Here is a 24507-nt window from a genome sequence, read left to right on the forward strand (position 1 = left end):
ATGAAGTCATGCCTTCCTCCACTGATCCGCTTTCTTCAATCTTTGCCGCCCTGGCCGACCCGACCCGCCGCGCCATCCTGGCACGTCTGTCGGAAGGCGGGGCTTCGGTGGGCGAACTGGGGCGCCCGTTCGACATGTCGGCGCCGGCGATTTCGAAGCACCTTCGCGTGCTTGCAGACGCCGGGCTGATTGAACGGGAGGTCAGCGCGCGCTGGCGTATCTGCCACCTGCGCGCCGGTGCCCTGCGCGACGCCCATGACTGGCTGGATGCCTATCGCCGCCATTGGGAAGGCAATCTCGATCGGCTCGTTGAATTCGTCGAGCGTACCCATGCCGCTGACTCCGCCAAAGGGGCTCGCGGTGCAACCAAAGCACGAGGGAAATGATCATGACCCAAGCTGCCACGTTTCACCTGGAAATGAACCGCTTCGTTCGCGCGCCGCGCGAGAAAGTGTTCGATGCATTCACGAGCCAGACCGCGCTGGCTGCCTGGCATTGCCCCCGCGGCATGCGCGTGGTGGAAGCACGCACCGATGCGCGTGTCGGCGGCAAGTACCGCATTGTGATGGGTGGGCGCGATGGCGCGCAGCACATTGTGGGCGGCGAGTACCAGGCGATGGATCGCGCCAACTTCCTCGCCTATACGTGGTCCTGGGAATCCGGCTCCATGCCGCCCGATCTCAAGACACTGATCGAAGTCACGCTAACGGACGAGGAGGGCGGCACGCACCTGCACATGCGCCACAGCGGCTTCCCCGATGCATCGACCCGTGATTCGCACAACAGCGGCTGGCAATCCGTGTTCAACCGGCTCAGCGATTACCTGGACCCGGCCGGCAGCGCAGGTACCGTCACGGTGATCGGCGACCCGCGCAGCACCTACTGCCGCACGGTGCGCATGGCGCTCGCGGAAAAAGGCGTGGCTTACTCGTTGCAGCCGCTGCCGCCGCATTCGCCGGAGGTGCTTTCGCGCAATCCGTTCGGCCGCATTCCGGTATTTTGCGATGGCCCCATCGAGTTCTACGAAACCCGCGCGATCCTGGGATATATCGAGGAAGCCTTTGACGGGCCGAACTTGCTTCCGCAATCGGGGATCACAGCGCGCGCACGGGGCGAGCAATGGATCAGCCTGATCAACTGCCACGCCTACGATGCGATGGTGCGCCGCTATGTCTTGCAGTACGTCTTCCCCAAGGGGGAGAACGGCCAGCCCGATCGCGCAGTGATCGACGCGGCACTGCCGGAGATCGCCTCGCAACTCGCCGTGCTGGACCAGGCCTACGGCGAGCGCGATTACCTGGTCGGTACGACGGTGTCGATGGCTGACCTGTTCGTCGCACCGGTCCTTGCGTATGTCGGGATGTTCCCCGAAGGCGCGGCGCTGCTCGAGAAGTCTCCCAATGTGCAGCGTGGACAGGCGGTCATGCGCGACCGGCCCAGCTTCGCCGCCACACAGCCGCAGCTTGGCTGACACCGGGCGCCGATGTCAGCGACGGCAGGCCGGAGACGCCTGCCGTCAATCCAGTCGAATGAGGTAGCCCGACATCGCCTCATTCGAGTTTCGACGCGTCCATGACAATAGCGGTGTCAACTCAGTGCGTGCGGAGCTCGGAGAGGAACTGTTGCGCGCGCGGGTGTTTGGGCTGAGAAAAAAACTCGCCAGGCTTGGCCACTTCGAGAATCTGTCCCTTGTCCATGAACCAGATGGTATCGGCCACCTCGCGAGCAAACCCCATCTCGTGCGTGACACATACCATCGTCATTCCCTCCCTTGCCAGCGCTTTCATGACCTGAAGGACCTCGCCGACCATTTCCGGGTCGAGCGCGCTGGTGGGTTCGTCGAACAGCATCACCGGCGGATTCATGGCCAGTGCCCTGGCAATGGCGACCCGCTGCTGCTGTCCTCCGGAGAGCTGTCCAGGGTAGGCGTCCGCTTTACTTTTCAAGCCAACGCGCTCGAGAAGCCGCAGCGCCGTTTCCCGGGCATCCGCTTTGTTGACGCGGCCAACGGCGGTCGGTGCAAGAACGATGTTCTCAAGCACCGACATATGAGGAAACAGATTGAATTGCTGGAAGACGAACCCGACACCGGAACGGAGTTTGTTCACGTCGAGACCGATGGCGTGGACGTCGTGACCGTCGACGGTAATGGAACCCTCCTTGATATCTTCCAGCCGATTGACGGTGCGAATGAGGGTTGACTTGCCGGAGCCGGACGGTCCGCAGACGACCACGACTTCGCCCCGCTTCACTTGTGCCGTGACGTCAACGAGGGCGTGGTACTCCCCGTACCACTTATTCACCTTGGAGAAGTAGATCATTGGCTTGACTCCGTTGGGTCGAAGCGCCCTTGCGCTTGTTGTAGATGCGCTTCTCGAGGCGATGTGCGAACTGGGTCAGGACAAAGCACACGATGAAGTAGGTCAGGGCCAGGATGGCGAAGACGCCAAACGGCTGGGTCAGCAGGTTGTTGTTCACCTGACTTGCCGAGAAAGTCAGCTCCTGCACGCTGATGACGTATCCAAGCGACGTTTCCTTGATCGTGGACACGAACTGACTCACCATGCTCGGCAGCATGTTGTAGAGCGCTTGAGGAAGCACCACGCGGAAGGTCGTCGTGAAATACGACAAGCCCAGTGCTCGAGCAGCTTCCACCTGGCCGCGCGGTAGTGCTTCGATACCCGCGCGAATGACTTCGCCGAGGTAAGCCGACTCATAAACAACCAGTGTGCACAGCAGCGTCGTGAAGCCGGTCACCGGCCGGCCGATGATCAAAGGCACGAAGAAATACACCCAGAAAATCAGCATGATGAGCGGCACGCCGCGCACCACGTACACGATAACCGTGGTCGGGATTCTGAACAGCGCGATAGGGCTGGTACGTCCCACGGCGATCAGGACGCTGAACGGGAACGAGAGGGCCAGGCCTGCCACCGACAAAATCAACGTGAGCGCCAGCCCGCCGAGTGGGCCATTGGGGTACTGCCCGAGCAGCAGTAGTTCCCAATTGTTCTTCAGGATATCGAGCATGATTCAGCGCCCCTTGATGCGATGTTTGCTCGACGTGGCTGCGCCGGCCGCCATTATCAGAAGCGAAATCAGCAGATACACGACTGTGGCAACGAGATAGCTCTCGAAGGTCCTGAATGTGTGGTTCTCAATTTCGCGAGTGGCGTATGAGAGTTCCGCGCATCCGATGGCCATGGCGAGACTGGTGTTCTTGAAAAGCAATACCGAATGGTTTATCAAAGGCGGCATCGCAACCCGAACGGCTTGGGGAAGTACGACGTAGCGCATCGTTTTCACGTACGACAGCCCTAATGAGCGGGATGCTTCTTGTTGGCCATGAGGCACGGCGCGAAGTCCGCTGCGCAGATCTTCGGAGATGTACGCCGCCATGCAAAGTCCAATGGCGATAACGGAGAAGAGAAATTCGCCGTTGTGCGTGTTGAACCAGGTTTGAATGGCGTCAGGAAGGATTGCCGATATGCCGAAGTACCAGAGCAGTATCTGCACCAGCATCGGCACATTCTGATGATAGGCAACGTACGCCTTGACAAACTTCTGAAGTATCCGGCCGCCGCCGAGCCGCAATACGGCGAGAATCGTTCCGACGAGAATCGCCAAAATCCAGGCTTCGACCGTGAGAAGCAGCGTGAGCTTCAGCCCTTTGAACAGCAGGGCGCCATACTCACCATGAAATACGGCGTTGAAATCCAGCTGGTAATTCATATGCACCCCATCGTTGCTACGAGGCGCGGGAGACCCCGCGCCCGTTATGCGTCATTGTGTCTTGATGGGTTGAATCGTAAATTCACGATTCATCTTGAAGATGGAGCCTTGGCCTAGCCATTTGTCGAAGATCTGTTTCGCTTCGCCGGACTTTTCCATGGCCTGAAGTGCGGCGTTCACGGCTTTCTGGAACGCCGGTTGGTCCTTTCGGACGCCCAGGCCCCATGTTTCTTCGCCGAGCGGCGGGGTCAGCACTGTGATTTTCCCGTTTGCGCCCAGCTTCGCGATGAATCGGCGAAGCAGCGTTTCGGATAGCGCGTAGCCGTCAACTTTGCCTTGGGCCAGCGCCATGAACGCCGACGGGCCGTCTTCGTAGCTGACGAGTTGGGCGGTCGGAAGGACTTTGGCCAGGAAGTTCTGTGTACTCGAACCCTTGATGATGCTGATGCGTTTGCCGGCCAGGTCGTCACGCATCTTGTAGGGGCCGTCCGCTCGCACGGCCAACCGGTGTTGGCTCACGAAGTAGCCGTCGCTGAAGCCGATTTGCTTTGCTCGTTCAGGCGTATATCCGAGCACCGCTGCGAGCAAATCAACGTGGCCGCCGAGCAGTTCGGGGATACGGCCCTCGAGCGACACAATCTTCAGTTCGGGCTTGACCCCGAGATGTTTGGCGACACCCTTGCAAAAATCGATGTCATAGCCCTGCAGCTCGCGAGTCGCCTGGTCCTGGAAACCGAATGGCTCAAGGTTGCTTTGTACGCCGCACACGAGGGTTCCGCGCGCTTTGATGTCACTGAGTTCATCCGCATGCACGCTGCTCGCAAAAGCGGCAGTCAGGGCGCATACGGCAACGGCGAGTTGCGCAATCGTCTTCATTGAATGCTCCATCTACGTAGCGGTGGTCCAAATATTGCGGTGACCACGCCCATGGACGTCGCATCTAGCCGATTGTAGACTCGCGGGTCACCGATGAACCGATTGTTTCAGGGCAAAAATAACGAAAATAGCGATATTTTTTTATGATTTTCCATGAGAAAAAGCGATGTATTGCGCGGCCCCCCGGGTTCAAGGGCTTCTTGATGAGATCGGGTTTCAGCGTTTGATGTGGCCGACGCTACTTCGAGGGAATTCCCCTACGTTGGCCGGGTGCTGGTTTGGGGGCCTGTGGCGTCAAAAGCAGCGCACTGAAGTCGCAGCTCTCTTCAGCCAGCTTGGCGATTTCCGCATTAAGGGAATAGGCGTGATCGGCACGATACAGGGCCACGTATTCGATCGGGGGAAGCGGTGGGCGCGTCCGTATTTCCTGCAGCACGCCGCCGGCGATCAGGTAGTTGAGGCATGCTTTGGGCAGATAGCTCACGCCCATGCCGGACAACGTCAATCCAATCTGCGCCAACAGGTTGTTACTGGCGAATACTTTGGGGATACTCACGCCGTGCTCGAGAAGGAACCGGCCGTAGGTCATGCCCGTGCCTGAAAGGTTTCCTTGGGTCAGCAGGGGAAACTGGGCGATTTCGGAAAGCGGAATCGAGCCTTTGTTCTGCGCCATCCCGGGCACACAGAGCCATGCATTCTCGACGGAGGCGATGTGCGTCGAAACAAAGCGTTCGCTGACGGGCGCACTCGGGACGATGATGAAGTCCACCGTGTCGGCCTCAAGCCGCTCACGCAGCGTGGCGCTCAGTTCGACTTCGGCCTCCACGACGACCTTTGGATACGCCCGCTTGATGGCGGCGATGAGGTGCGGCAACCAAGTAAGTGCAGTCAGTTCGGTCACGCCCAGGCGCAACCGCCGTACCAGCACCTCTTTCGCACTCACGCGTTCGACGATTTCGTCGCGCCGTTCCAGCAGCTCTTTGGCGTAATGAAAGAGCTCCTCCCCCTTCTCCGTCAGCCTGGCGCTGCGCTTCGAGCGGTCGAACACATCAAACTCGAAGGTGCTCTCGAGCTCCTGGACGCGCTTCGAGATCGCTGACTGACTCGCATTGAGCTTGCTCGCGGCAGCTTCGAAAGAGCCGAGTTGCACAATCCAGTACAGCGCCTCGACTTGCTTGAAGGTAAGCATCGTCGTCTCCAAACATGAAATTTATCGATATTTTACGATAGAAAAAAATCGCTTTTTTACAACAATTTGGCGCCGTATTGTTATCTCCGTTGCGCCGCTTGGCGTCTTACAAGACGGAGATTTTTCATGAGCCTCCCGGGCTTTCGCGTCAATCCGGCGCCTGTCGTAGCACCGGCATCCATCGTTGCCGCACTCGAGAAGGTTGTCGTACCCCATTTGAGCGACAACCTTGCACGTAGCATCGGCATTGTCGGACTCACGCGCTATAACCGAACGCGCAAGCTCATCGGTACCGCCTTTACCGTCAAGTGCCGTCCAGGCGACAACCTGATGGTTTACAAGGCACTCACGATGCTTCAGCCGGGCCATGTCCTGGTGATAGACGGCGGTGGCAATTCCCGCAATGCGCTTGTCGGTGAACTTATCAAGCTGCACGCACAGGCGCAGGGTTGCGTCGGCTTTGTGATTGACGGCGCAATTCGAGACGTGGCCTGTTTCGAAGATTTTCCGTGTTATGCCCGAAGCGTCATCCACCGCGGTCCGTACAAAGACGGTCCCGGCGAACTGAATGTGCCGGTCAGCGTGGGCGACCAGATTGTGAACCCGGGCGACATCATCGTGGGCGATGAGGACGGCGTGGTTTGCTTCCCGCAATCCGACGCCGACGAGCTCCTGGCACTCGCGGCCAAACACAATGAGAAGGAGCAGGCCATTCAGGCGGAGATCGCGACGGGGCACCGCGAACAGGCGTGGATCAAAACGATTCTTGAAGCCAAGGGTCTGGCCGCATAACTCATCCGGAATTCTCGAGCTCAACATGTCGAATACCCCATTTCTCTCCGAACGCATCCATCGAATCAAGCCGTCGCCAAGCATGGCTGCAAAGGCACTCGTCGATAAGCTGCGAGCGGAAGGCCGCGATATCATCGATTTCACGATTGGCGAGCCGGACCTGCCAACCCCTGACCACGTGATCGAAGCGGCAATCGCCGCGATGCGTGCCGGACGGACCAAATACACCGGCTCCAGCGGTACGCCGGAATTGCGCAAGGCAATTGCGACAAAGCTTCTGCGGGACAATCAAGTTGAATTCGGCCCTCAGAACATCGTCGTGGGTGCCGGCGGGAAACACATCATCTTTCATGCGCTTTCGGTGACGTTGAACCCGGGCGACGAAGTCATCATTCATGCGCCGTATTGGGTTTCCTATCCGGACATGGTTGTCGTGAACGACGGCGTTCCTGTCGTCGTTGTCGGCAGCGAACCCGAAGGGTTCAAGTTGACGCCGGCCGCACTGGAGTCGGCGATCACGCCGGCGACGAAATGGCTCATCCTCAACAGCCCCAATAATCCGACGGGTGCTGTCTACTCCGAAGAAGAGATCCGGGCGTTGGGAGAGGTGTTGACGCGCCATCCGCACGTTTGGCTGATGTCAGATGAAATTTACGAGCATTTCATCTTCGACGGAAGTAAACACGTATCCCCGTTGGCGGTCGTGCCGGAACTTCGGGAGCGCAGTTTGATTGTCAATGGTGCGTCGAAGGGTTATTCGATGACCGGGTGGCGACTGGGTTATGGTGCGGGTCCGGCGACTCTGGTCAACGCTATTTCGAAATTGATTTCGCAGACAACGACTTGCCCGAGCTCCATTAGCCAAGCGGCAGCGATTGCCGCATTCGCTGGCAGTCAAGCGTCCCCGCAGCACGCTGCCAAGGTCTTCGCAGCACGAGGAAAGCTCATGGCGCAACTGCTCAAAGATGCGCCAGGCATGCGAGTGACGCCTCCCTCTGGCGCGTTCTATCTCTACCCGTCCGTTGCCGGCATGCTCGGAAAGAGGACGCCGAAGGGCAAGACGCTCAACTCCGACATGGACGTGGTCAGCTATTTCACGGAGGAAGCCGGCGTGGCCACGCTGGATGGCACCGCTTATGGTGTTCCTCCGCACATTCGACTCTCGTTCGCCGCGTCGGAAGACGCGATTCGTGAAGGATGCAAGCGCATTGTCGCCGCTTGCGTGGCACTGGGCTGACTGAGTCAACATGCACCGCCGGCGCTTCCATGTCGGCGGTGCGCGTCGTTTGCGTCACTGGAGTACGGCGCAAGCAGGAGAGAGAAACATGCGCGCTGTCGTAAATCAACACCTGGATGCTGCTCCGAAGCGGCCCGCTGTCCGCATTGGCTTGGCCTTTCAGATTGCACTTGGCTTGGCGACAGGAATTCTGATTGGCTTTCTGCTCAACCATTTTCCCGCAGCGCGGGCAGATATTGTCGCCAATTATTTGCAGCCCGCCGGTGACCTGTTCATCAAGCTTATCAAGATGATTGTGGTCCCCATTGTGTTTACCAGCATGGTGGTTGGCATTGCGGGCGTGGGAGATGGAAAAACGCTGGGTAGAATCGGATTCAAGACACTGATCTATTTCGAGGTCGTTACCACGATCGCCATCATGATCGGTCTCGCTTTCGGAAACTTGCTGCAACCTGGCGCCGGCACCGATATTTCCCAACTCGGGAGGGTCGATATCTCGACGTTTCAGAATGCAAGCCAGAGCGTGTCAACCCATCACGGGTTTATGCAGCTGGTGCTTGGCATCGTGCCGGATAACATTTTTGCATCCATGGCCCGCGGTGATCTGCTTCCGGTGATCGTTTTCTCGGTGCTTTTCGGACTGGGGCTTCAGACGGTATCTCCGGAGCTTCGACAACCGGTGTTGGCTACACTTCGCGGCGTATCTGACGCGATGTTCAAAGTCACGAATATGGTGATGCGATATGCGCCTGTCGGGGTCGCGGCGCTTATCGCCGTGACTGTGGCGAACTTCGGCTTTAGCTCACTGCTGCCGCTTCTGAAACTTGTGGCTGTCACCTACAGTGCGATTCTCATATTTGCGGTCGGCGTGCTCGGAATTACCGCGAAGCTTTTCGGGTTCAACATCTTTACGCTTTCGCGCATCATCAAAGATGAACTCGTGATCGCGTTTTCGACGTGCAGCTCTGCGACCGTACTTCCGCAACTGATGAGGAAGATGGAGGACTATGGCGCGCCAAAGGCAATCACAACCTTTGTTGTACCCACCGGATACACCTTCAATTTGGACGGTGCGTCCATTTACCTGGGCGTTGGAACGCTGTTCGTGGCTCAGCTCTACGGGATTCAGCTTGGGCTGCAAGAACAAGTCGTGCTCACACTGACGATGGTCGTGACCTCCAAGGGGGCGGCGGGTGTTCCTGGCTTCATGTTCGTTATCCTTCTGGCGACCTTGGCGAGCGCGGGGCTACCTCTTGAAGGTCTGGCCTTCATCGCAGGCATCGACCGAATCATGGACATGGGCCGTACTGCATTGAATGTCATTGGTAATGCCTTGGCACCGTTGGTGATCGCCAAGTGGGAAGGGCAATACGACGCGGCGAAGGGGCGAGCGTATCTGGCGAGCCTGAACGCCAAGGAAGACCCGCTGAATACGCGAGAGGAAATGGCCCTGGTGCATACCGAATAAGAAAACTCATCCATGCAGTACGCTTGAGCAGAGATGTGGGGGCATCTCTGCTTTTTTTATTGTGCGGATATCCGGGAAGATCGCGCTGCGCGAGCGCTATATGCGCTTCATGGCTGCATGATTTGAGCGGTAATCGTCAGAAACCTGTCGATATCTTCCACCGAATGGCAATGAAGCGGGGATACCCGAATGGCGCCATCGATGCCGAACGAATCAAGCATGCGCTTTGAGTACAAGCTTGTCGCAACCCGCTCATATACGATAACGCCACGCTTCTCGTACTCCTTGACCGCTTCGGCGGGAGAGAACGCTTGCAATTCAAGGGCAACAATCAGGTCGCGTTTGGTCAGGTCCTCGTGGTCAAGAAGAACCTTCGCCCCCGTGATGTGCCGCAAACCGAGGACGTCAGGCGTGCCGTCAAGCATGCGTGCGAGCAGTGCACGCTCGTGCAGTTCGATTTTCTTCATTCCTGACACAAACAACTCGCGACGGTCAGAAGTCTCGGTGTAGTGGCCGCCAAGCCAGCATACGTAGTCGACGATGGAGGTGATCGCGGCGAACTGTGCCGGCGCGGAACTGCCAAGGTCCCAAAAGTCGACAGGCTTGCCATTCAGTTTGTGATGAGGCAGTCGCGCGGCACGGTCTGACAGCCACGACAGTCCCGAGCCTCGGCAGCCGAAGAATTTGTAAGGGGCGATGTTGATGGCGTCGACCGGCGTTTCATTCAGGTCAATCACCCCGTGCGGTGCGTGTTGAACTGCGTCGACAATGATGTACAAGTCGGGCTTGATTTCACGCGCGCGCTTGACGATCGTCCTGATGTCGATTTTCGCGCCGGAAATGTTTGACGCGTACATCACGCTCAGGAACGAGGTGTTTTCGTCAATCAGCCCAACAATTTCGCCAACATCGATGCCTCCCGTTCCGGGGTTGCTCCTGGCCACCCGAAGTTCTTTATTGAGGCGCTGTGCATAGCAGGTGACCGCGTCAAACGAGGACGGGTGTTCCAGGCAGGATGTCACGAAATTGGTGCCCGGGATGTTCTCGGCAATGGCTCGAACCATATCGAACATCGCGCCGGATGCCGTCAGTGAGGCGAACACAGCACCGCCCACTGCATTCAACATGAGACGAAAGTCGTCGGTACCTCTCGATTGAATCGCCTGAAGGTGCCGAGAAGTGCGATGTGTGCGCTCGGTGCAATCGGGGATCGCGTCGACTGTCGCATATTGTTCGTCCGCCGCCTTGAGCCTGAATGAGCCGCCGGCATTGTCGAAGAACAACCTGATTTTTCCGTCAAAGTCGCGATCTACGTAGTGAAACCGCGATTTGATTTCTCGAGTGAGTGCTTCCGGGAACAGTGAGCCGATAGATTCGTTCATGGCTGAGACGCGTCGTTTCCACTTCGTTATGGGGCGGCTGACAGGAGTCCGGCATCTCTCGAGAAAGGCTTGCGGCCGAGTCTGAATCGTCCGCATCGTGAAGAAAAAAATCTTCACCTTTGGCGTCACTTGGGAATCGAGGATTCCGAACGCCGGTTCCTGGCCGTGCGGACACGATATGACGCCGTAATCAGGAGAAAAAGCGATTTTTTGTGATGAAAATATATCGATTTTTCTCACTGATTGCGCGCGCAGAGGGAACGACCTTCGAGAGATGGCACGCGGTGCATGACGTATTCTGGATACGGGACAACCGCGTCGTGGAGGGCCCTTTCGGCGTTGCCGATGTTGGCCCGGAGGATCTTCGACGCTGTCGCCAAGGCGTACGCGGCAGCGCTGGACTAAAGCGTGTCCTTGTCGATGGAAATTCCCAGTTCGCCGGCCATGTGTTCGAGTAGCGCCTGAAGCTGGCTCACCTTGTGAGCAAGCGCCTTTTGCTCGGCCTTGAGCGCCTCGAACTCGGCGGGCGAAATGGCGTCCTCGACGGTGCCGCGTTCCGGCACGACATTCAGATTGACTTCGCCACACAGCAAATGCATCCAGCGACTCTCGCGCTCGCCCGGGGTCCGCGGCAGCTTTACCACGCGGGGTGGATTGTGGGCGGCGAGCTCTTCCAGAAACACTTCGACCGACGAGGTGTCGGCAAAGGAATGCAGCCGCGCGGCGTTCAAGCGCAATTCGGCAGCCGTCTGCGGACCGCGCAGAAGCAGCGTCCCGAGCAACGCGGCGGATTGGCTTGGAATGCTGAACACGCGATTCATGTTGTGTTCGAAGCGCGGCACACGGCTTCCGCTGCTTTCCATCACCAGGCTCAGGTGTTTCAAGCCATCGATGGCCATGAGTATCTCGGCCTCGGTGGCATTCATGACGGGGGATCGCGCGGTTTTCTGATTGCAGCCCGAGGTCAGTGCATTAAGCGACAGCGGATACGTGTCCGGTACCGTGAACTGCTTCTCGAGCAACACGGCCAGCACGCGCCCCTCAAGGGGTGTCAGAGAACGAATTTCTCGGCGCGGAACAGCATCGGAATTGGCGTTTGTCATTGAAATAAAGTGAACCTCTGATTTAGCGCGGGTAGCGCAGCGCGTTGACCAGCAAGGCGAACGCCGGCGACGTCTGCCGGCGGCTTGGATAGTAGAGATGGTAGCCGGGAAACGTGGGACACCAGTCGTCGAGCACTTGCCTGAGGCGCCCTGCAGCGGCATGCTCAAGCACGAGGTCCTCCGGCACGTACGCCAGGCCAAACCCGGCCAAGGCTGCCGTGAGCATCTGCGGGGTGGTATTGAATATGCATTGACCTTGAACGTGCACCTGCAAACCTTGACCATCCTTCACGAATTCCCAGGCGTAATGGCCGCCGTGGGTGGGTAGCCGCAGATTGATGCAGTCGTGCGCAGCCAAGTCTCGAGGCGTCTCCGGCTTTGGGCGACTGGAGAAGTAAGTTGGAGACCCGACGACCGCCATGCGGTAATCCGGGCCAATACGCGCCGCGATCATGTCTTTCGCCACCTGATCGCCGCTGCGCACGCCGGCGTCATAGCGCTCCGCGACGATGTCGATCAGCCCGTAGTTGACGTTGATCTCGACACTGATGTCCGGATAGTTTGGCAGGAACTTGGCCAACTTGGGCCAGAGAATGGTATCGACCGCGTGGTCGTGCGCGGTAATGCGGATGTTGCCTGCCGGCTTTTCCCGCAGCTCACTCAGGGCGACCAGCTCGGCTTCGATGCCCTCGTAGTATGGCCCGACGGTCAATAGCAACCGTTCACCCGCCTCGGTCGGCGAGACGCCGCGCGTCGTGCGTGTGAGCAGCCGGATGCCGAGTTTTGCTTCCAATCCACGAATGGTATGGCTGAGCGCCGACTGGGACACGCCCATTTGCGCGGCTGCCCGCGTAAAGCTGCGTTCGCGCGCCACGACGATGAAGGCGCGAAGGTTGTTGAAGTCTATGCGCTGCATTTATGAATTTGGCTCATATCGCTTTGCGCAGTTTAGCACCTACCCGTGGATCGCTCCGCGCACTACATTCACGTCATCGGCAGTCGGAAACCGACGCTTGCACTCATCGAACAGAGAAGGAGTTTTGAAATGGAAATCAAACGTTGCGGCTCGCAGCCCTCCGGCAATGGTCCGGCCGAATGGTTCACCGGCACGGTACGCGTTGACCCGTTGTTCCAGGTCAACGATCCGGCGCGTGCGTCGGCCGCCAGCGTTACGTTCGAGCCCGGCGCCCGGACGGCATGGCATACCCACCCGCTGGGCCAGAGGCTGATCGTCACGGCAGGCTGCGGCTTGGTACAGCGCTGGGGCGGCCCGATCGAGGAAATCAAGCCGGGTGACGTGGTCTTGATCGCGCCGCACGAGAAACATTGGCATGGCGCCGCGCCGTACACGGCCATGGCCCACATCGCCGTTCAGGAACAATTGGAGGGCACGGTCGTTGCTTGGATGGAAAAGGTGAGCAACGAACAATACTCGGCCGGTTCCGCGGCTCAATAGGCGGGCGGCGCCCGCGGCATCGCTCCGGATGCGCTGTACGTGGCCCTGGTCTGGCAGGGAAGCCGACTGCCGGGGCGGCGTTCGCTTGATGCGCCGCCGCGTGGGTGCCTACAATGGGACTTCGTTCCTCATTTCCCTCGGGAGGCAGCCATGAGCGACGACGTCGTTGTTACCGTTCAGGACAACGGTCCGTACCGTGTCAAGGGCAATCTCAAGATCGTGACGCCGGCGGGCCGCGAATTCGCCTTCGAAGGCGAACAGGTCTGGCTGTGCCGCTGTGGACATTCCGAAAACAAGCCCTTCTGTGACGGCACGCACAAGAAAGTCGGCTTCCAGAGCGTCCCGGAGCCCAAGCCCTGACCATAGGCTCCCGCGCAGCGCCTGACAAGCCCTGACAATTTGCGCTGGCGCAGTGCCTATAATGATTTGAGTGGCACTGGCCCCGCCCGCATCGATGTGGCCAGGTCCGCGTGGGGGCGGCCCATCGAGTGTGCCGCGCCATCAATTCTTTGCGCGAGGCGGATCATGCAAAGCAGTGATACGGTCTTGAAGCAGGTACTGGCGGCATTCGAGCATGAATCGCACTTGAATCCGCAAAGCTTTCCCATCCATATGAGCCTGTCCGACGGCATCTTGACGGTCACAGGCGAGGTGCCGGATATCGCGTCCAAGAAGCGCCTGATGCATCTGACGCACAAGTTCAGCGAGGGGGCGGCGCTGGTCGACCGCCTGCGCTTGCGTGCCGGCCCGCCGGTCGCCGACGGCGCGCTGCGGGACAGTGTTTGCGAGCGGCTCTTGCAGGCGGTGGATTTCCGCAACTGCGTCATCTGCGCGCGCGTCAAGGGGCAGGTGGAAATACTGCGCAGCGCGATGGACGAGGCTGGCAGTGAGGATGGCAGCGGCGCCATCGAAGTCACGGTGCAGGACGGCGTCGTGACGTTGACGGGGCAGGTGATCAGCCTGTCCCACAAGCGCCTGGCCGGGGTCCTCGCCTGGTGGGCCGGCGGTTGCCGCGACGTGATGAACCTGCTGGATGTGTTCCCTGACGAAGATGACAACGACGACGAAATCACCGACGCGGTTCAGCTGGTGCTCGAATCCGACCCGTATGTGCATGCCGACCAGATCACAGTCCATTCGCAGGATCACATGGTGACGCTTGCGGGCTGGGTGTCGAGCGAGGCGGAGAGCAAGCAGGCGGAACGGGACGTCTGGTACGTGGACGCGATTGACAAGGTTGTCAATCGCATCGAAGTCAGGGCCTGACAGAGCGGCGGCGGCATAGTCCACTGAATCACTGAAATCGGACGGCGCTGGTCACGTGAGGCGCCCATCCCACTGATTCAGTGGACCAAGGCCTGTTCACGCTAATTTCGGGCTCGCGTTGCCCGGCCCCAGGAGATGCGCCGTGGCAGAACCTCTTGCGCCGACCGCCGCCATCCGCAACATTGGCGTCATCGCCCACATCGATGCCGGCAAGACCACCATCACCGACCGGATTCTCTTCCACACGGGCCGCACGCATCGCCTGGGCTCGGTCGACAACGGTACGACAGTGACCGACTGGATGGCCCAGGAGCGCGAGCGCGGCATCACGATCGTGGCCGCGGCCATCAGCGCGCGTTGGCGCGACTGCATGATCAACCTGATCGATACCCCGGGTCATATCGATTTCACCGCCGAAGTCCAGCGTTCGTTGCGGGTGCTGGATGGTGCGGTGGTGCTCTTCGATGCCGTGCACGGCGTGCAGCCGCAAAGCGAGACAGTGTGGAGGCAGGCCGACCGCTACCGGGTGCCGCGGCTGTGCTTCATCAACAAAATGGATCGTATCGGGGCAGACTTCGAGCGCGCGGTGGCGAGCGTGCGTGAGCGCCTCGGCGCGCCGGTGGCGTGCCTGCAAGTCCCCCTCGGCCAGGAGGCGGGGTTCGACGGCGTGATCGATTTGCTGTCGATGCAGGCGCTGCGCTGGGGGCTCGTCCCGGACGGCAGGCCGGAGCGAGGTGCCGTGCCGGCCGAGTATCGTGCCGAGGCCGATGCGGCGCGGCAGCGCTTGATCGAGGCCGTTGCCGAGGCGGACGATGACCTGCTCTCGCTTTACCTGGCGGGCGGCGACATCGGCGCGCAATCGTTGCGCGAGGCGCTGCGTCGCGCCACCCTTGCCAATCGCCTGTTCCCCGTGTGCTGCGGCGCCGCATTGCGGGACGTTGGCGTACAGCCATTGCTGGACTGTGTGGTCGATTTTCTGCCTTCGCCGCTCGACGTCGGCGAAATCCAGGGGATCGATCCCGCGAGCGGCCTCACGATTTGTCTTGAGCCGGACGACGAGGAACCCCTCGCAGCGCTCGTCTTCAAGATCGTCAACGATCCTTATGTCGGGCATTTGGCCTACGCGCGCGTCTATTCGGGCACGGTCGGTTCCGGCATGTTGCTGCACAACGCCACGCGCAACCGCAAGGAACGGGCCGGGCGCCTGTTACGCATGTACGCTAATCACCGCGAAAGCGTCGAAATGCTGCATGCCGGGGACATCGGCGCATTCCTGGGCTTGAACCAGACGTTTACGGGCGATACCCTGTGCCAGGCGGAGCATCCGGTGACGCTGGAGTCGATCACGTTTCCGGAGCCGGTCCTGCGCGCCACGGTGGAACCGAAAACACTTGCCGACCATGACCGAATGGCCGATGCATTGCGGCAGCTGACCGACGAAGACCCGACCCTGCAACTGAGCGTTGACGACGAAAGTGGCCAACTGGTGATTGCCGCCATGGGAGAGCTCCACCTCGAAATATTGATGGACCGGCTGGCGCGCGAATATGGCATTGCGGCAAAAATGGGGCGTCCGCATGTGGCCTACAAAGAAACGCTTACGCGCGCGGTGGCGCACGAAGAGGGGCGCTTCATCCATCAGACCGGCGGGCATGGTCAATATGGCCATGTGATTCTGTCGTTGCGCCCCGGCGCGCGCGGTTCGGGCGTGCGCTTCGAAAACGCCGTCAGCGGCGGGGCGGTGCCGCGCCAATTCATTCCGGCCGTGGAACAGGGGGTACGAGACGCCACCGACGCCGGCGCGCTGGCGGGCTATCCTGTGACCGACATCGAAGTTCGCCTCGAAGGCGGGTCTAGCCATTCCGTCGATTCGAGCGAATTTGCCTACCGTACGGCGGCCGCCCATGCCTGCCAGGCGGCTTTCGGCAAGGGGCGGATGGTGCTGCTCGAACCGATGTTCCGCATCGAGGTATTGGTCCCGACCGAATTCACCGGGGCCGCGCTGAGGCAACTGGGGGCCCGTCGCGCCGAAATCGAGTCGGTGGCGCCACGCCCGGGCGGCGTGGAAGCCATCGTCGGCCAGGTGCCGCTCGCCGAAATGTTCGGTTATGTCACCGACTTGCGCTCAGCCACCCAGGGTCGCGGGCTGCATTCGATGGAGTTCGACCACTACGCCGAGGTCGAGCCCGAGGTGGCGGGTGTGCTGTCACGGAAATAGACGGCTGCGCGATACCATGGCGCACGCCGGGACAGGGCATTGCGGTGCCATCGGTGTTACTGCCGAGCATTTCGCTGAATGTGCGCCACGATCGAGTCGATCCGTTCGGTATCCACGCTGAGCGCGCCGCTGTCCTCCGGCCCGGCGTGGGCGAGCCGGGTCAGCACGCCGCCGCCCGGCATCTCCACCGAGAGCCGTGCGCCGCGCTCGTAGGCATGGCGTACGGCGTCGTGCCAATGCACTTGGCGCGCCATGTTCCAGGCGAGGTCGTGACCGATCGTGTCGGCCCTGAAGAGGACTCTGGCGTGGCTGCCGCTAACGTAGGTCACACGCGGCAGGCGCAGCGAGACGGATTTGACCGCGTCGGCCAACACGGCTGCCTGACGATCAAGCAAGGGGCAATGCGATGGAACGCTCATCGCAAGCCGGCACGCGCGCGACGCGCCGCTTGCAAGGGCTTGCACACGTACTTGTTCGAGTGCGGCATCAGCCCCTGCGACCACCGTCTGGGTCTCTGCATTCAGGTTCGCGACGTATGCGGGCGCATCGGGGGAATGGGCGCGCGACACAATGGCCGCCACTTCCGCTTCGCGCAGTCCGACGATCGCGACCATCCCGAACCCGGAGGGGTAGGCGGCTTCCATGAGTTGCCCGCGCAACTCGACCAATCTGACGGCATCGGCAAAATCCAGCACGTTCGCGACCACCGCTGCAGGCCACGCACCGATCGACAAGCCGGCCACCATATCGGGACGGGCGTTGCGGGCGATCAACACGCGGGCCATCGCAACGCCTGCGATCAGCAGACACAGTTGTACCGATACCGTCGAGCGCAGTGCGGCCTCGCTATCGAGCGTCAGCGGATCGCGGCCCAGCGCGGCATGCGCTTCCGAGAGCGTGCGCGCGACCTCGGGTGCGTCGGGCAACGCATGCAACATGCCGGTGCGCTGGCCGCCCTGTCCGGGGAATGTGAACAGGACGCTCACTGCACGATCTCCGCCGTGCCGGCCGCCCACGGATCCGTGACCAGACGGGGGCCTCGATCCGTCTTGAGCAGCACTTGTTGCGGCGTCGCAAGCCACTCGCGCAGCGCGAATCCACCGAATCCGGTATCGATCTGCAGATCGACACGGCAAATGGCTTGTGCGGCGACCGCCGTCAACACACGGCGCGTTTCGGCCGAAGGCGGCTGGTCCAGGTGAACCACCAGGTCCAGATCGCTCTGCGCGCGCAGCACCGGCAGGCCGCTCGCGAGCGCGAAGCCGACGCCGCCGGTGGGCCCCCATTGCAGGCCCGCCGCATTCAATGCCGGCGCCACCATCCCGAGCACGACAAGCGCCGGCAGATCCGGGCGCCGCACCGCCCATGGCAGCGGGTCCATGCCGGCGCAGCAAGCCGCCAACTGCTCGGGAGTCACCACGCGCACGATGGCCGACTCGGCAACGTGGGCAGCGCAACGTTGGTGACGTTCGCTCCCGCGAAGGCCGACCGGCACGCCGCCGGCCGACCGTGCCGCACGCCGCACCACCACGGGCGCCACCTGTTGCCAAGCGGCGTCGGCCCATGACGGCAGGGCTTGATCGCCGTGCACGACGGGTGCGGCATCGACCCACAGCAGATCATGTGGGCGCACGGCCCAGGCATCAGCGCGGCGATTGTGCATGACCCTAGCGGCCCGACACCAATGCCTGCGTGGCGAGGAAAAGCACCGACGGTCCGAGCAGGCAGCCGAGTCCCGTGTGGAATGTGGCGACGAGCGCGCCGTAGGGGACGAGCCGGCGATCGGTGGCCGCCAGCCCGGCCGAGACGCCGCTGACGGTGCCTGCAAGTCCGCCGAACACCATGGCGGCGCGCGGATTGTTCAGACCCAGCAGACGCGCCGCGAACGGCGTGCCGACCATCACCAGAATCGCCTTGATGAGCCCCGTGGCAATGCTCAGGGCCATGACGTCGGAACTCGCGCCAAGGGCGGCGCCGGTGACCGGGCCGACGATGTAGGTCACCGCACCCGCGCCGATCGTGGTCATGCTCACGGCATCGGAATACCCGAAGGCCCGCGCCAGCGCCGCACCCACGATGAATGGGAGCACGGTGCCCAGCAACAGCGAGACTGCGCCGATGAGGCCGGCTTTACGCGCTTCGGTGACCTGCACTTCAAACGCCGTGGCAACGATCGCGAAATCGCGCAACATGGCGCCGCCCATCAGGCCGATGCCGCCGAACAGCGATACATCCGCGAGACCTTTCTCGCCGCCGGTCAACACGCCGCCGTAATACGCAAGCAGCAGACCGATCATGATGGCGATCGCGGAACCGTGCACGCGGCCGAGCGTCAGGCGGCGCGAAAGCCACGCAGACAGCCCCATCACAATGCCGACCATGGCGAATGCGGCAACAAGCCCGTTGTGCTGCAGAATTTTTTCGAACATCGATAGCATGACGGACCTCGCTTCAGGCGGTGGCTTGACCGGATTCGGTCAGCGGCGGCAACGGTTCGGCGTGACCGGTACGATTGATCAGGGCGATGCACACGCCGCAAACGAGCACGGCGCCAATCGCGGCGAGCAGCGCCACCGGGCCGCCGCGCAATGCCGTCACCACGTTCTGCTGCGCGGCCATGGCGACCACGACCGGGATATACATCGCGCCCCAGAACGACACGCCGGATTCGGTGGCGGCCGGCATCAGTCCCCGGCGGTGCAGATAAATGCGCGCGCCGATCAGGAGCAGCATGGCGATGCCGACGCCGCCCACGTTCGCCTTGACGCCAATGGCCTGGCCGAGCAGGTCGCCCAGGAAGAGTCCCGCGAGGTGGCAAATCGCGAGCAGGGTCGTACCGTAGATAATCACTTGCTGTCTCCTGACGAATGCGACGATGGATCGTCTTGTAAAGGGTGCATCGATTCACAACAGGTGCTGCATGACGCCGGACGGCGCGTTCGCCGATCCCGCGGGTTGGGTCCGCACCGGCCGTTCTCCAGGCGGCGGGTACGGTTCAAGCCAGTGCGCGGCGGACATTCTCCTTCATGCCTCGGGTGCCGCGTGCCATTGCGCCCGCAGATGTGTACGGACCTGCATGGAGGCTTGCCGCAGGGGCGCGCCCAGCCGCGTTTCCAGTCCGCGCGACGGATCGGCCTCGATATCGGCCAGCGCCCGGGCCAGCGCGGTCTGCACGGCATCGATATCGGCGGGATTCGGGGTCTGTGCGGAGGTCACCGGCAGCAAACGCCAGAGCAGCCCCAACGAGTGGAAACTTGCGATGTCGTAGGCCATCGGCGGGATCGTTTGCGCCAGTTGTTCCAGGTCGGCGACCGAGCGTTGCGTCACCCGCGCGGCGGCAGCCTTGCCCATTGCGTGCACCATGACGCCGGCATCGTCCAGCGCAATCAGGCGGTTGGCCTGATAGCCGTGGGCAAGCAGCCCGCCAGACATCGCGCGGCCCACGATCAGGCCGATGACCGGGTGCCCGGCAAGCCTTGCAGCGGCATAGGCGTCGGCTGCGGCGGCCAGCGCGAGATGGATGCCGAACGCTTCCTCGCGGCGGCCGTAGGCTTGACTTGCCACGGCGACCACGGCGACGATCGCGCGCTTGCACGCCCGGTTGGCGTCGGCCGCGATGGCGTCGCGCACGGCACGCGCGAGCTGCCAGCCTTCGACAAGGCCGACTTCCCCCTGGCGCACACGCGGGAAGCGGTTGTCCGGGTCGGGGACGACGGCGATGTAGCGTGCGTCGCGGTTCGCGATCTGTGCGTCGACGACCCGCAAAGTGTCGCCGTAACCGGCAATCTCGGTGGCGCCGTCGAGGCCGGCGTTCAGCGCGGCGATCCACACCGCGCCACGGCTGGAATGTTCGGCTGGGTTCATGCGTTGTCTCCGTGGACGTAAAGGGCGCGCACATCCGCAGGGCTCGGCTGATGCGTGGTGTCCACGGCGCTCAGCAGCGCGAGATAGTGCGCGATCCGTTCGCTGCGTTGATGCTCGGGCGCACCCGCGCTCAGCCAGGCGACGACCTGGGCGCGAATGGCGTCGGTGTCGTCGGCAAGGCAGGCGTCGGCCAGGCCCGTGGCCACCCGTTGTTCGCCGCCTGTGAGGCTCCAGATGAAGGGGCGATCGCGCGAGTCGTACTCCTCGACACCGGCCTCCTGTTCGATCACGGCGGGCCCGTTCAGCCCCAGCCGCGCCTCGCGCGTGACCAGTAGATAGCTGCACATGCCCGCAGCGATGCTCATGCCGCCGAAGCAGCCGACCACGCCGGCGGTGATGCCGATGACCGGCCCGAACGCGCGCAACGCGTGAATGGCCGCGTGGATTTCGGCAATGGCGGCCAGGCCGAGGTTGGCCTCCTGCAAACGTACGCCGCCCGTCTCGAAGACGATCACGGCGCGGGTCGGAATGCCTTGCTCGTTGTCGGCCACGGCCAGTTCCAGTGCGCCGGCGATCTTTGCGCCCGAGACCTCGCCCATGCTGCCGCCCTGGAACGCCCCTTCGATGGCGAGCACCACGGCGGGTTGGCCGTCGATCGTGCCCTTCGCCACGACGACACCGTCATCGGCTTGCGTAACAATGCCTTGACGCGGCAGCCACGGAGAAGTGACACGCGCGAACGAGTCAAGCAATTCCCGGAAGCTGCCGGGGTCGAGCAGCGCAGCGGCGCGCGCGCGTGCGTCGCGTTCGATGAAGCTGTCGCGGTGAATCAGATCGGGGGACATTGTCTTCCTCTCACGGTTGGGCGCAGACGGCTTCAAGCACTTGCTCTAGCCGAAGTCGAACCACAGCGGGCGTCGCGCCGAAGTCGTTGATCTCGATGGCGGCCGACGGCCACGCTTGCGCGGTGAATATGCGGCTTAACTGGGCTTGCCAGATCGCGGCCATGCCGCCCACGGACGTCGTGACCGAAACGTCGATGCGGCCGGCGGACTGCGGCTGCAGCAGCACTTCGAGATCGCCGGAGCCGACAACGCCGGCGCGCGCGCGATGTCGGGCAGGGGCGCCGGCGGGAAAATTGAAAACAAGGCTTTCCATGACAAATTCCAGAACTCAGTGAAGCGGGGCGTCGTCGGACAACGCGTGCAGCCTCGCACGCGGCAGACGATCGAGAAACAGGGCGGCGGCAAGCATGTCGGCCGCGCCGCCTGGCGATACGTGGCGCGCCAGCAGATCGGCTTCCAGCCGGGCCAGCGCGCGGCGGCCTTTCGGCGTGACGACCCCGCCCTCGGCGCGCACGGCTGCGGCACCGGTCTGTACGGCGCGCAGTGCATCGGGGCCGCCACGCGCGAGCACGCAGGTGTCATCGAGACTGGCCATGACGGCGAGCAACGCGTCGATGCGCGCGGCGTCCTCCCGAATGCCTGCCGCACGGGCTTGCCGTAACGCGGGCAGGGCCACCTTGACGACATGCGGAAAGCCCGCGCACGCCTGTCCGCGCGCACCGCCCACGCCGTAGTCAAGACACGCGCGCTCGCCCTTGTGGCCGGTCATGCCGGGCGCAAAACGGTCGGGCAAGTTGGCGAGCACGGCCGCGCGCCGGGCGACGTGAGTGGCGGCGAGCGCCCTCGGGGCTTGCGCGGCAGCCGTCACCAGCAGTCCCAGGGCCCAGATTGCGCCGCGGTGCGTATTGATGCCGCCCGTCGCCGTCAGCATGGCCTGCTCGCCGAGGCGTCCCAGCCTTCCGATCTGTTCGCGCAGACGCATTGGCTCGGCGATCAGCGCGCCGGCCTTGGCCATCGCCTCGAAGCTCGGCCGCAGGGTTTGGGCCGAACGCACCATCAGCGCCCAGCCAAGGTCATGATGCGCGCCGCGGCCACGCACATCCACCAGTCCGGGCTTCGGCGAGAGCGTGACTTCGTCGATGAGCGAACCCTGCACCAGATCCGCCAGCGCAGTGGCCAGCGCGTGCGGCTGCGCGCGCGACTCGATGCGCTTGAGCAACGTCTTGTCCATTACCAGCTCCGGAAACGCGCAGGGGGGGCGTACAGCCCGCCGGACCATTCGACCAGTTCGGCAATGCTTTTGGCGGCCAGCAACTCGCGGCTCGCATCGGCGCGGCGCACGCCGAGATCCTCGGGCAGAACGATCAGGCCGTCGCGCCGCATCTGCGCCGTTTTCGCGGGGTCGTGCCGCAGACCGATGGGGGTCACGCCCGCGACGGCGGCGATCATCGCGCGACGCTCTTCGAGTGAGCGTGCCTTGTAGAGATAAGCGATGCCGTCTTCGGTCAACAGATGGGTGACATCGTCGCCGTAGATCATGACCGGTGCGAGCGGCATGCCGCTTTGCTTCGCGACAGACACGGCGTCGAGCGTGTCGACGAAGGTCGGCTTGCCGCCTTCCTGGAACGTTTCCACCATCTGCACGACGAGTTTCCTGCCGCGCTCGAGCATCGTCACGGGTTCCGTCATGTCGAGCCATGCGGGCGTGGCATGGCGGCGTCCGCGCGGATCGTGCCCCATGTTCGGCGCACCGCCGAAGCCGGCGAGACGACCGCGTGTTACCGTCGACGAATGCCCGTCGCCGTCGATCTGCAGTGTTGCGCCGATAAACAGGTCGACCGCGTATTGTCCCGCCAACTGGCAGAGCATACGGTTCGAACGCAGCGAACCGTCCGGACCGGTGAAGAAAATATCCGGACGCGCTGCGACATAACGCTCCATGCCCAATTCGGTGCCGAAACAATGCACGCTCTCGACCCAGCCCGATTCGATCGCGGGGATCAGCGTGGGATGCGGATTGAGGGTCCAGTTGCGGCAGATCTTGCCCTTGAGCCCGAGCCGTTCGCCGTACGTCGGCAGAATCAGTTCGATGGCCGCCGTGTTGAAGCCGATGCCGTGATTGAGCGACTGCACGTTGTGCCGCTCATAGATGCCCCGGATTGCCATCATCGCCATCAGCACGTGGACTGGCTTGATCAGGCGCGGATCGCGGGTAAACAGCGGTTCGATATAGAACGGCTGGTCCGCGACCACGACGAAATCAACCCAGGAAGCGGGAATGTCCACCCGTGGCAGATCCGTGACATCGTCAACGAGTTCATTGACCTGCACGATCACGATGCCATCGGAAAACGCGGCCGGCTCGATCAGGGCCGGCGTGTCTTCGGTGCTGGGTCCGGTATAGATGTTGCCGTGACGGTCCGCCATGAAACCGGCGGCGAGCACGACGTTCGGGATCAGGTCGACCACGAGCCGCGCGTAGAGCTCGATATAGGTGTGGATCGCGCCGATCTCGAGTTGACCATCGGCCAGCAATTGGCTGATGCGCAGGCTTTGGGGGCCTGCGAACGAGAAGTCCAGCTTGCGGGCGATACCGGCCTCGAACAGGTCGAGGTGTTCGGCGCGGCCCACACTCGGCATGATCATGTGCAGATCGTGCAGGCGCTCGGGATTGACCTGCGCGAGCGAGCGCGACAGGAAATCGGCCTGCTTCTGGTTATTGCCTTCAAGCACGACGCGATCGCCGGGCGCAATCAGCGCTTCAAGCGCGGCGACGATATCCTGCGTGGGAATCACGACGCCGTCGGTGATCTTGCGTGCTTTGTCGAGACGGCGTTGTTTCTCGTCGCGTCGCCGGCGCCATTGGGCGGGGATGGGGGACGTGGCTTGCATTCGGGGGCTCCGGCTGTCGTTCATCGTTAGCATCAAACGTAAGCCCTTGCGCAGCGCGTTTCAATCAACCTAAACGTCGTTTCGTTAACCCGGCGTTAATGACATAATCGTCGGCATGGGAAAATTCCCGCCTATCGAGCTCGCCAGACGAGCGGGCGGCCGGCAAGGAGGCACAAGGGGAGGCGCA

At 62.1% G+C, this 24507-nt stretch carries 26 protein-coding genes; 9 read left to right on the top strand and 17 right to left on the bottom strand.

Annotated features, from left to right (window positions below):
- Positions 1-8 precede the first annotated feature (8 nt).
- A complete protein-coding gene (locus tag PTE30175_RS05180) occupies positions 9-386 on the top strand; it encodes an ArsR/SmtB family transcription factor (RefSeq protein WP_150695977.1) in 378 nt (125 codons plus the stop codon).
- A 2-nt stretch (positions 387-388) separates the two neighbouring features.
- Positions 389-1471: an SRPBCC domain-containing protein gene (locus PTE30175_RS05185; protein ID WP_150695978.1), complete on the top strand. Its 1083-nt coding sequence runs from the start codon at positions 389-391 to the stop codon at positions 1469-1471.
- Positions 1472-1592: 121 nt separating this feature from the next.
- Here the strand turns inward: PTE30175_RS05185 and PTE30175_RS05190 are convergent, their stop codons facing one another.
- From PTE30175_RS05190 to PTE30175_RS05210, 5 genes are all read right to left on the bottom strand, one after another.
- Positions 1593-2321, bottom strand: coding sequence for an amino acid ABC transporter ATP-binding protein (locus PTE30175_RS05190; protein WP_150695979.1), 729 nt, complete (start codon positions 2319-2321; stop codon positions 1593-1595).
- Positions 2296-3030 carry an amino acid ABC transporter permease gene (locus tag PTE30175_RS05195; RefSeq protein WP_150695980.1) on the bottom strand — a complete coding sequence of 245 codons (735 nt, stop codon included), beginning with the start codon at positions 3028-3030 and terminating at the stop codon, positions 2296-2298. The genes PTE30175_RS05190 and PTE30175_RS05195 overlap by 26 nt, the downstream gene beginning before the upstream one ends.
- 3 nt (positions 3031-3033) lie before the next feature.
- On the bottom strand, positions 3034-3732 hold the full coding sequence (locus PTE30175_RS05200) for an amino acid ABC transporter permease (protein ID WP_150695981.1): 699 nt from the start codon (positions 3730-3732) through the stop codon (positions 3034-3036).
- A 51-nt stretch (positions 3733-3783) separates the two neighbouring features.
- Positions 3784-4608, bottom strand: coding sequence for an ABC transporter substrate-binding protein (locus PTE30175_RS05205; protein WP_224788612.1), 825 nt, complete (start codon positions 4606-4608; stop codon positions 3784-3786).
- Positions 4609-4846: 238 nt separating this feature from the next.
- Positions 4847-5797, bottom strand: a complete 951-nt coding sequence (locus PTE30175_RS05210) for a LysR family transcriptional regulator (protein ID WP_150696080.1) — start codon at positions 5795-5797, stop codon at positions 4847-4849.
- Between the two features lie 126 nt (positions 5798-5923).
- Here PTE30175_RS05210 and PTE30175_RS05215 point away from each other — a divergent pair, with 126 nt between their 5' ends.
- From PTE30175_RS05215 to PTE30175_RS05225, 3 genes are all read left to right on the top strand, one after another.
- A complete protein-coding gene (locus tag PTE30175_RS05215) occupies positions 5924-6589 on the top strand; it encodes an RraA family protein (protein WP_150695983.1) in 666 nt (221 codons plus the stop codon).
- The gene (locus PTE30175_RS05220; RefSeq protein WP_338044403.1) at positions 6492-7826 is read left to right on the top strand and encodes an aminotransferase class I/II-fold pyridoxal phosphate-dependent enzyme; all 1335 of its coding nucleotides are present in this window, start codon (positions 6492-6494) and stop codon (positions 7824-7826) included. The genes PTE30175_RS05215 and PTE30175_RS05220 overlap by 98 nt, the downstream gene beginning before the upstream one ends.
- An 88-nt stretch (positions 7827-7914) precedes the next feature.
- Positions 7915-9294, top strand: a complete 1380-nt coding sequence (locus tag PTE30175_RS05225; RefSeq protein WP_150695984.1) for a cation:dicarboxylate symporter family transporter — start codon at positions 7915-7917, stop codon at positions 9292-9294.
- Between the two features lie 107 nt (positions 9295-9401).
- Here PTE30175_RS05225 and PTE30175_RS05230 read toward each other — a convergent pair whose 3' ends face one another.
- The 3 genes from PTE30175_RS05230 to PTE30175_RS05240 form a co-directional block, all read right to left on the bottom strand.
- A complete protein-coding gene (locus tag PTE30175_RS05230) occupies positions 9402-10676 on the bottom strand; it encodes an aminotransferase class V-fold PLP-dependent enzyme (RefSeq protein ID WP_150695985.1) in 1275 nt (424 codons plus the stop codon).
- 401 nt (positions 10677-11077) lie between these two features.
- Positions 11078-11779: a YceH family protein gene (locus PTE30175_RS05235; RefSeq protein WP_150695986.1), complete on the bottom strand. Its 702-nt coding sequence runs from the start codon at positions 11777-11779 to the stop codon at positions 11078-11080.
- 22 nt (positions 11780-11801) lie between these two features.
- Positions 11802-12695 carry a LysR family transcriptional regulator gene (locus tag PTE30175_RS05240; protein WP_150695987.1) on the bottom strand — a complete coding sequence of 298 codons (894 nt, stop codon included), beginning with the start codon at positions 12693-12695 and terminating at the stop codon, positions 11802-11804.
- Positions 12696-12824: 129 nt separating this feature from the next.
- On the opposite strand from PTE30175_RS05240, the gene PTE30175_RS05245 reads away from it, so the two are divergent.
- The 4 genes from PTE30175_RS05245 (at position 12825) to fusA (ending at position 16719) form a co-directional block, all read left to right on the top strand.
- The gene (locus PTE30175_RS05245) at positions 12825-13235 is read left to right on the top strand and encodes a (R)-mandelonitrile lyase (RefSeq protein ID WP_150695988.1); all 411 of its coding nucleotides are present in this window, start codon (positions 12825-12827) and stop codon (positions 13233-13235) included.
- A 150-nt stretch (positions 13236-13385) separates the two neighbouring features.
- Positions 13386-13595, top strand: a complete 210-nt coding sequence (locus tag PTE30175_RS05250) for a CDGSH iron-sulfur domain-containing protein (protein ID WP_150695989.1) — start codon at positions 13386-13388, stop codon at positions 13593-13595.
- A gap of 165 nt (positions 13596-13760) precedes the next feature.
- Positions 13761-14501, top strand: a complete 741-nt coding sequence (locus tag PTE30175_RS05255; protein WP_150695990.1) for a BON domain-containing protein — start codon at positions 13761-13763, stop codon at positions 14499-14501.
- A 142-nt stretch (positions 14502-14643) separates the two neighbouring features.
- Positions 14644-16719 (top strand): elongation factor G, encoded by a 2076-nt coding sequence (fusA, locus tag PTE30175_RS05260; RefSeq protein ID WP_150695991.1) that lies wholly within the window; start codon positions 14644-14646, stop codon positions 16717-16719.
- 56 nt (positions 16720-16775) lie between these two features.
- On the opposite strand, the gene mdcH is transcribed toward fusA, so the two are convergent.
- From mdcH to mdcA, 9 genes are all read right to left on the bottom strand, one after another.
- The gene (gene mdcH / locus PTE30175_RS05265; protein WP_150695992.1) at positions 16776-17705 is read right to left on the bottom strand and encodes a malonate decarboxylase subunit epsilon; all 930 of its coding nucleotides are present in this window, start codon (positions 17703-17705) and stop codon (positions 16776-16778) included.
- Positions 17702-18382, bottom strand: a complete 681-nt coding sequence (locus PTE30175_RS05270; protein ID WP_150695993.1) for a malonate decarboxylase holo-ACP synthase — start codon at positions 18380-18382, stop codon at positions 17702-17704. The genes mdcH and PTE30175_RS05270 overlap by 4 nt, the downstream gene beginning before the upstream one ends.
- Before the next feature lie 4 nt (positions 18383-18386).
- Positions 18387-19157: a malonate transporter subunit MadM gene (gene madM, locus PTE30175_RS05275; RefSeq protein WP_150695994.1), complete on the bottom strand. Its 771-nt coding sequence runs from the start codon at positions 19155-19157 to the stop codon at positions 18387-18389.
- Between the two features lie 13 nt (positions 19158-19170).
- The gene (gene madL / locus PTE30175_RS05280) at positions 19171-19569 is read right to left on the bottom strand and encodes a malonate transporter subunit MadL (RefSeq protein WP_150695995.1); all 399 of its coding nucleotides are present in this window, start codon (positions 19567-19569) and stop codon (positions 19171-19173) included.
- Positions 19570-19743: 174 nt separating this feature from the next.
- Complete coding sequence (gene mdcE, locus PTE30175_RS05285; protein WP_150695996.1) at positions 19744-20583, bottom strand: biotin-independent malonate decarboxylase subunit gamma; 840 nt, start codon at positions 20581-20583, stop codon at positions 19744-19746.
- Complete coding sequence (locus PTE30175_RS05290; protein WP_150695997.1) at positions 20580-21428, bottom strand: biotin-independent malonate decarboxylase subunit beta; 849 nt, start codon at positions 21426-21428, stop codon at positions 20580-20582. The genes mdcE and PTE30175_RS05290 overlap by 4 nt, the downstream gene beginning before the upstream one ends.
- A gap of 10 nt (positions 21429-21438) precedes the next feature.
- The gene (locus tag PTE30175_RS05295) at positions 21439-21741 is read right to left on the bottom strand and encodes a malonate decarboxylase subunit delta (protein WP_150695998.1); all 303 of its coding nucleotides are present in this window, start codon (positions 21739-21741) and stop codon (positions 21439-21441) included.
- Positions 21742-21756: 15 nt separating this feature from the next.
- The gene (locus PTE30175_RS05300) at positions 21757-22659 is read right to left on the bottom strand and encodes a triphosphoribosyl-dephospho-CoA synthase (RefSeq protein ID WP_150695999.1); all 903 of its coding nucleotides are present in this window, start codon (positions 22657-22659) and stop codon (positions 21757-21759) included.
- Positions 22659-24320, bottom strand: coding sequence for a malonate decarboxylase subunit alpha (gene mdcA / locus PTE30175_RS05305; RefSeq protein ID WP_150696000.1), 1662 nt, complete (start codon positions 24318-24320; stop codon positions 22659-22661). The genes PTE30175_RS05300 and mdcA overlap by 1 nt, the downstream gene beginning before the upstream one ends.
- Positions 24321-24507: the final 187 nt, after the last annotated feature.

Source organism: Pandoraea terrae (genome assembly GCF_902459695.1).
GTDB lineage: Bacteria > Pseudomonadota > Gammaproteobacteria > Burkholderiales > Burkholderiaceae > Pandoraea > Pandoraea terrae.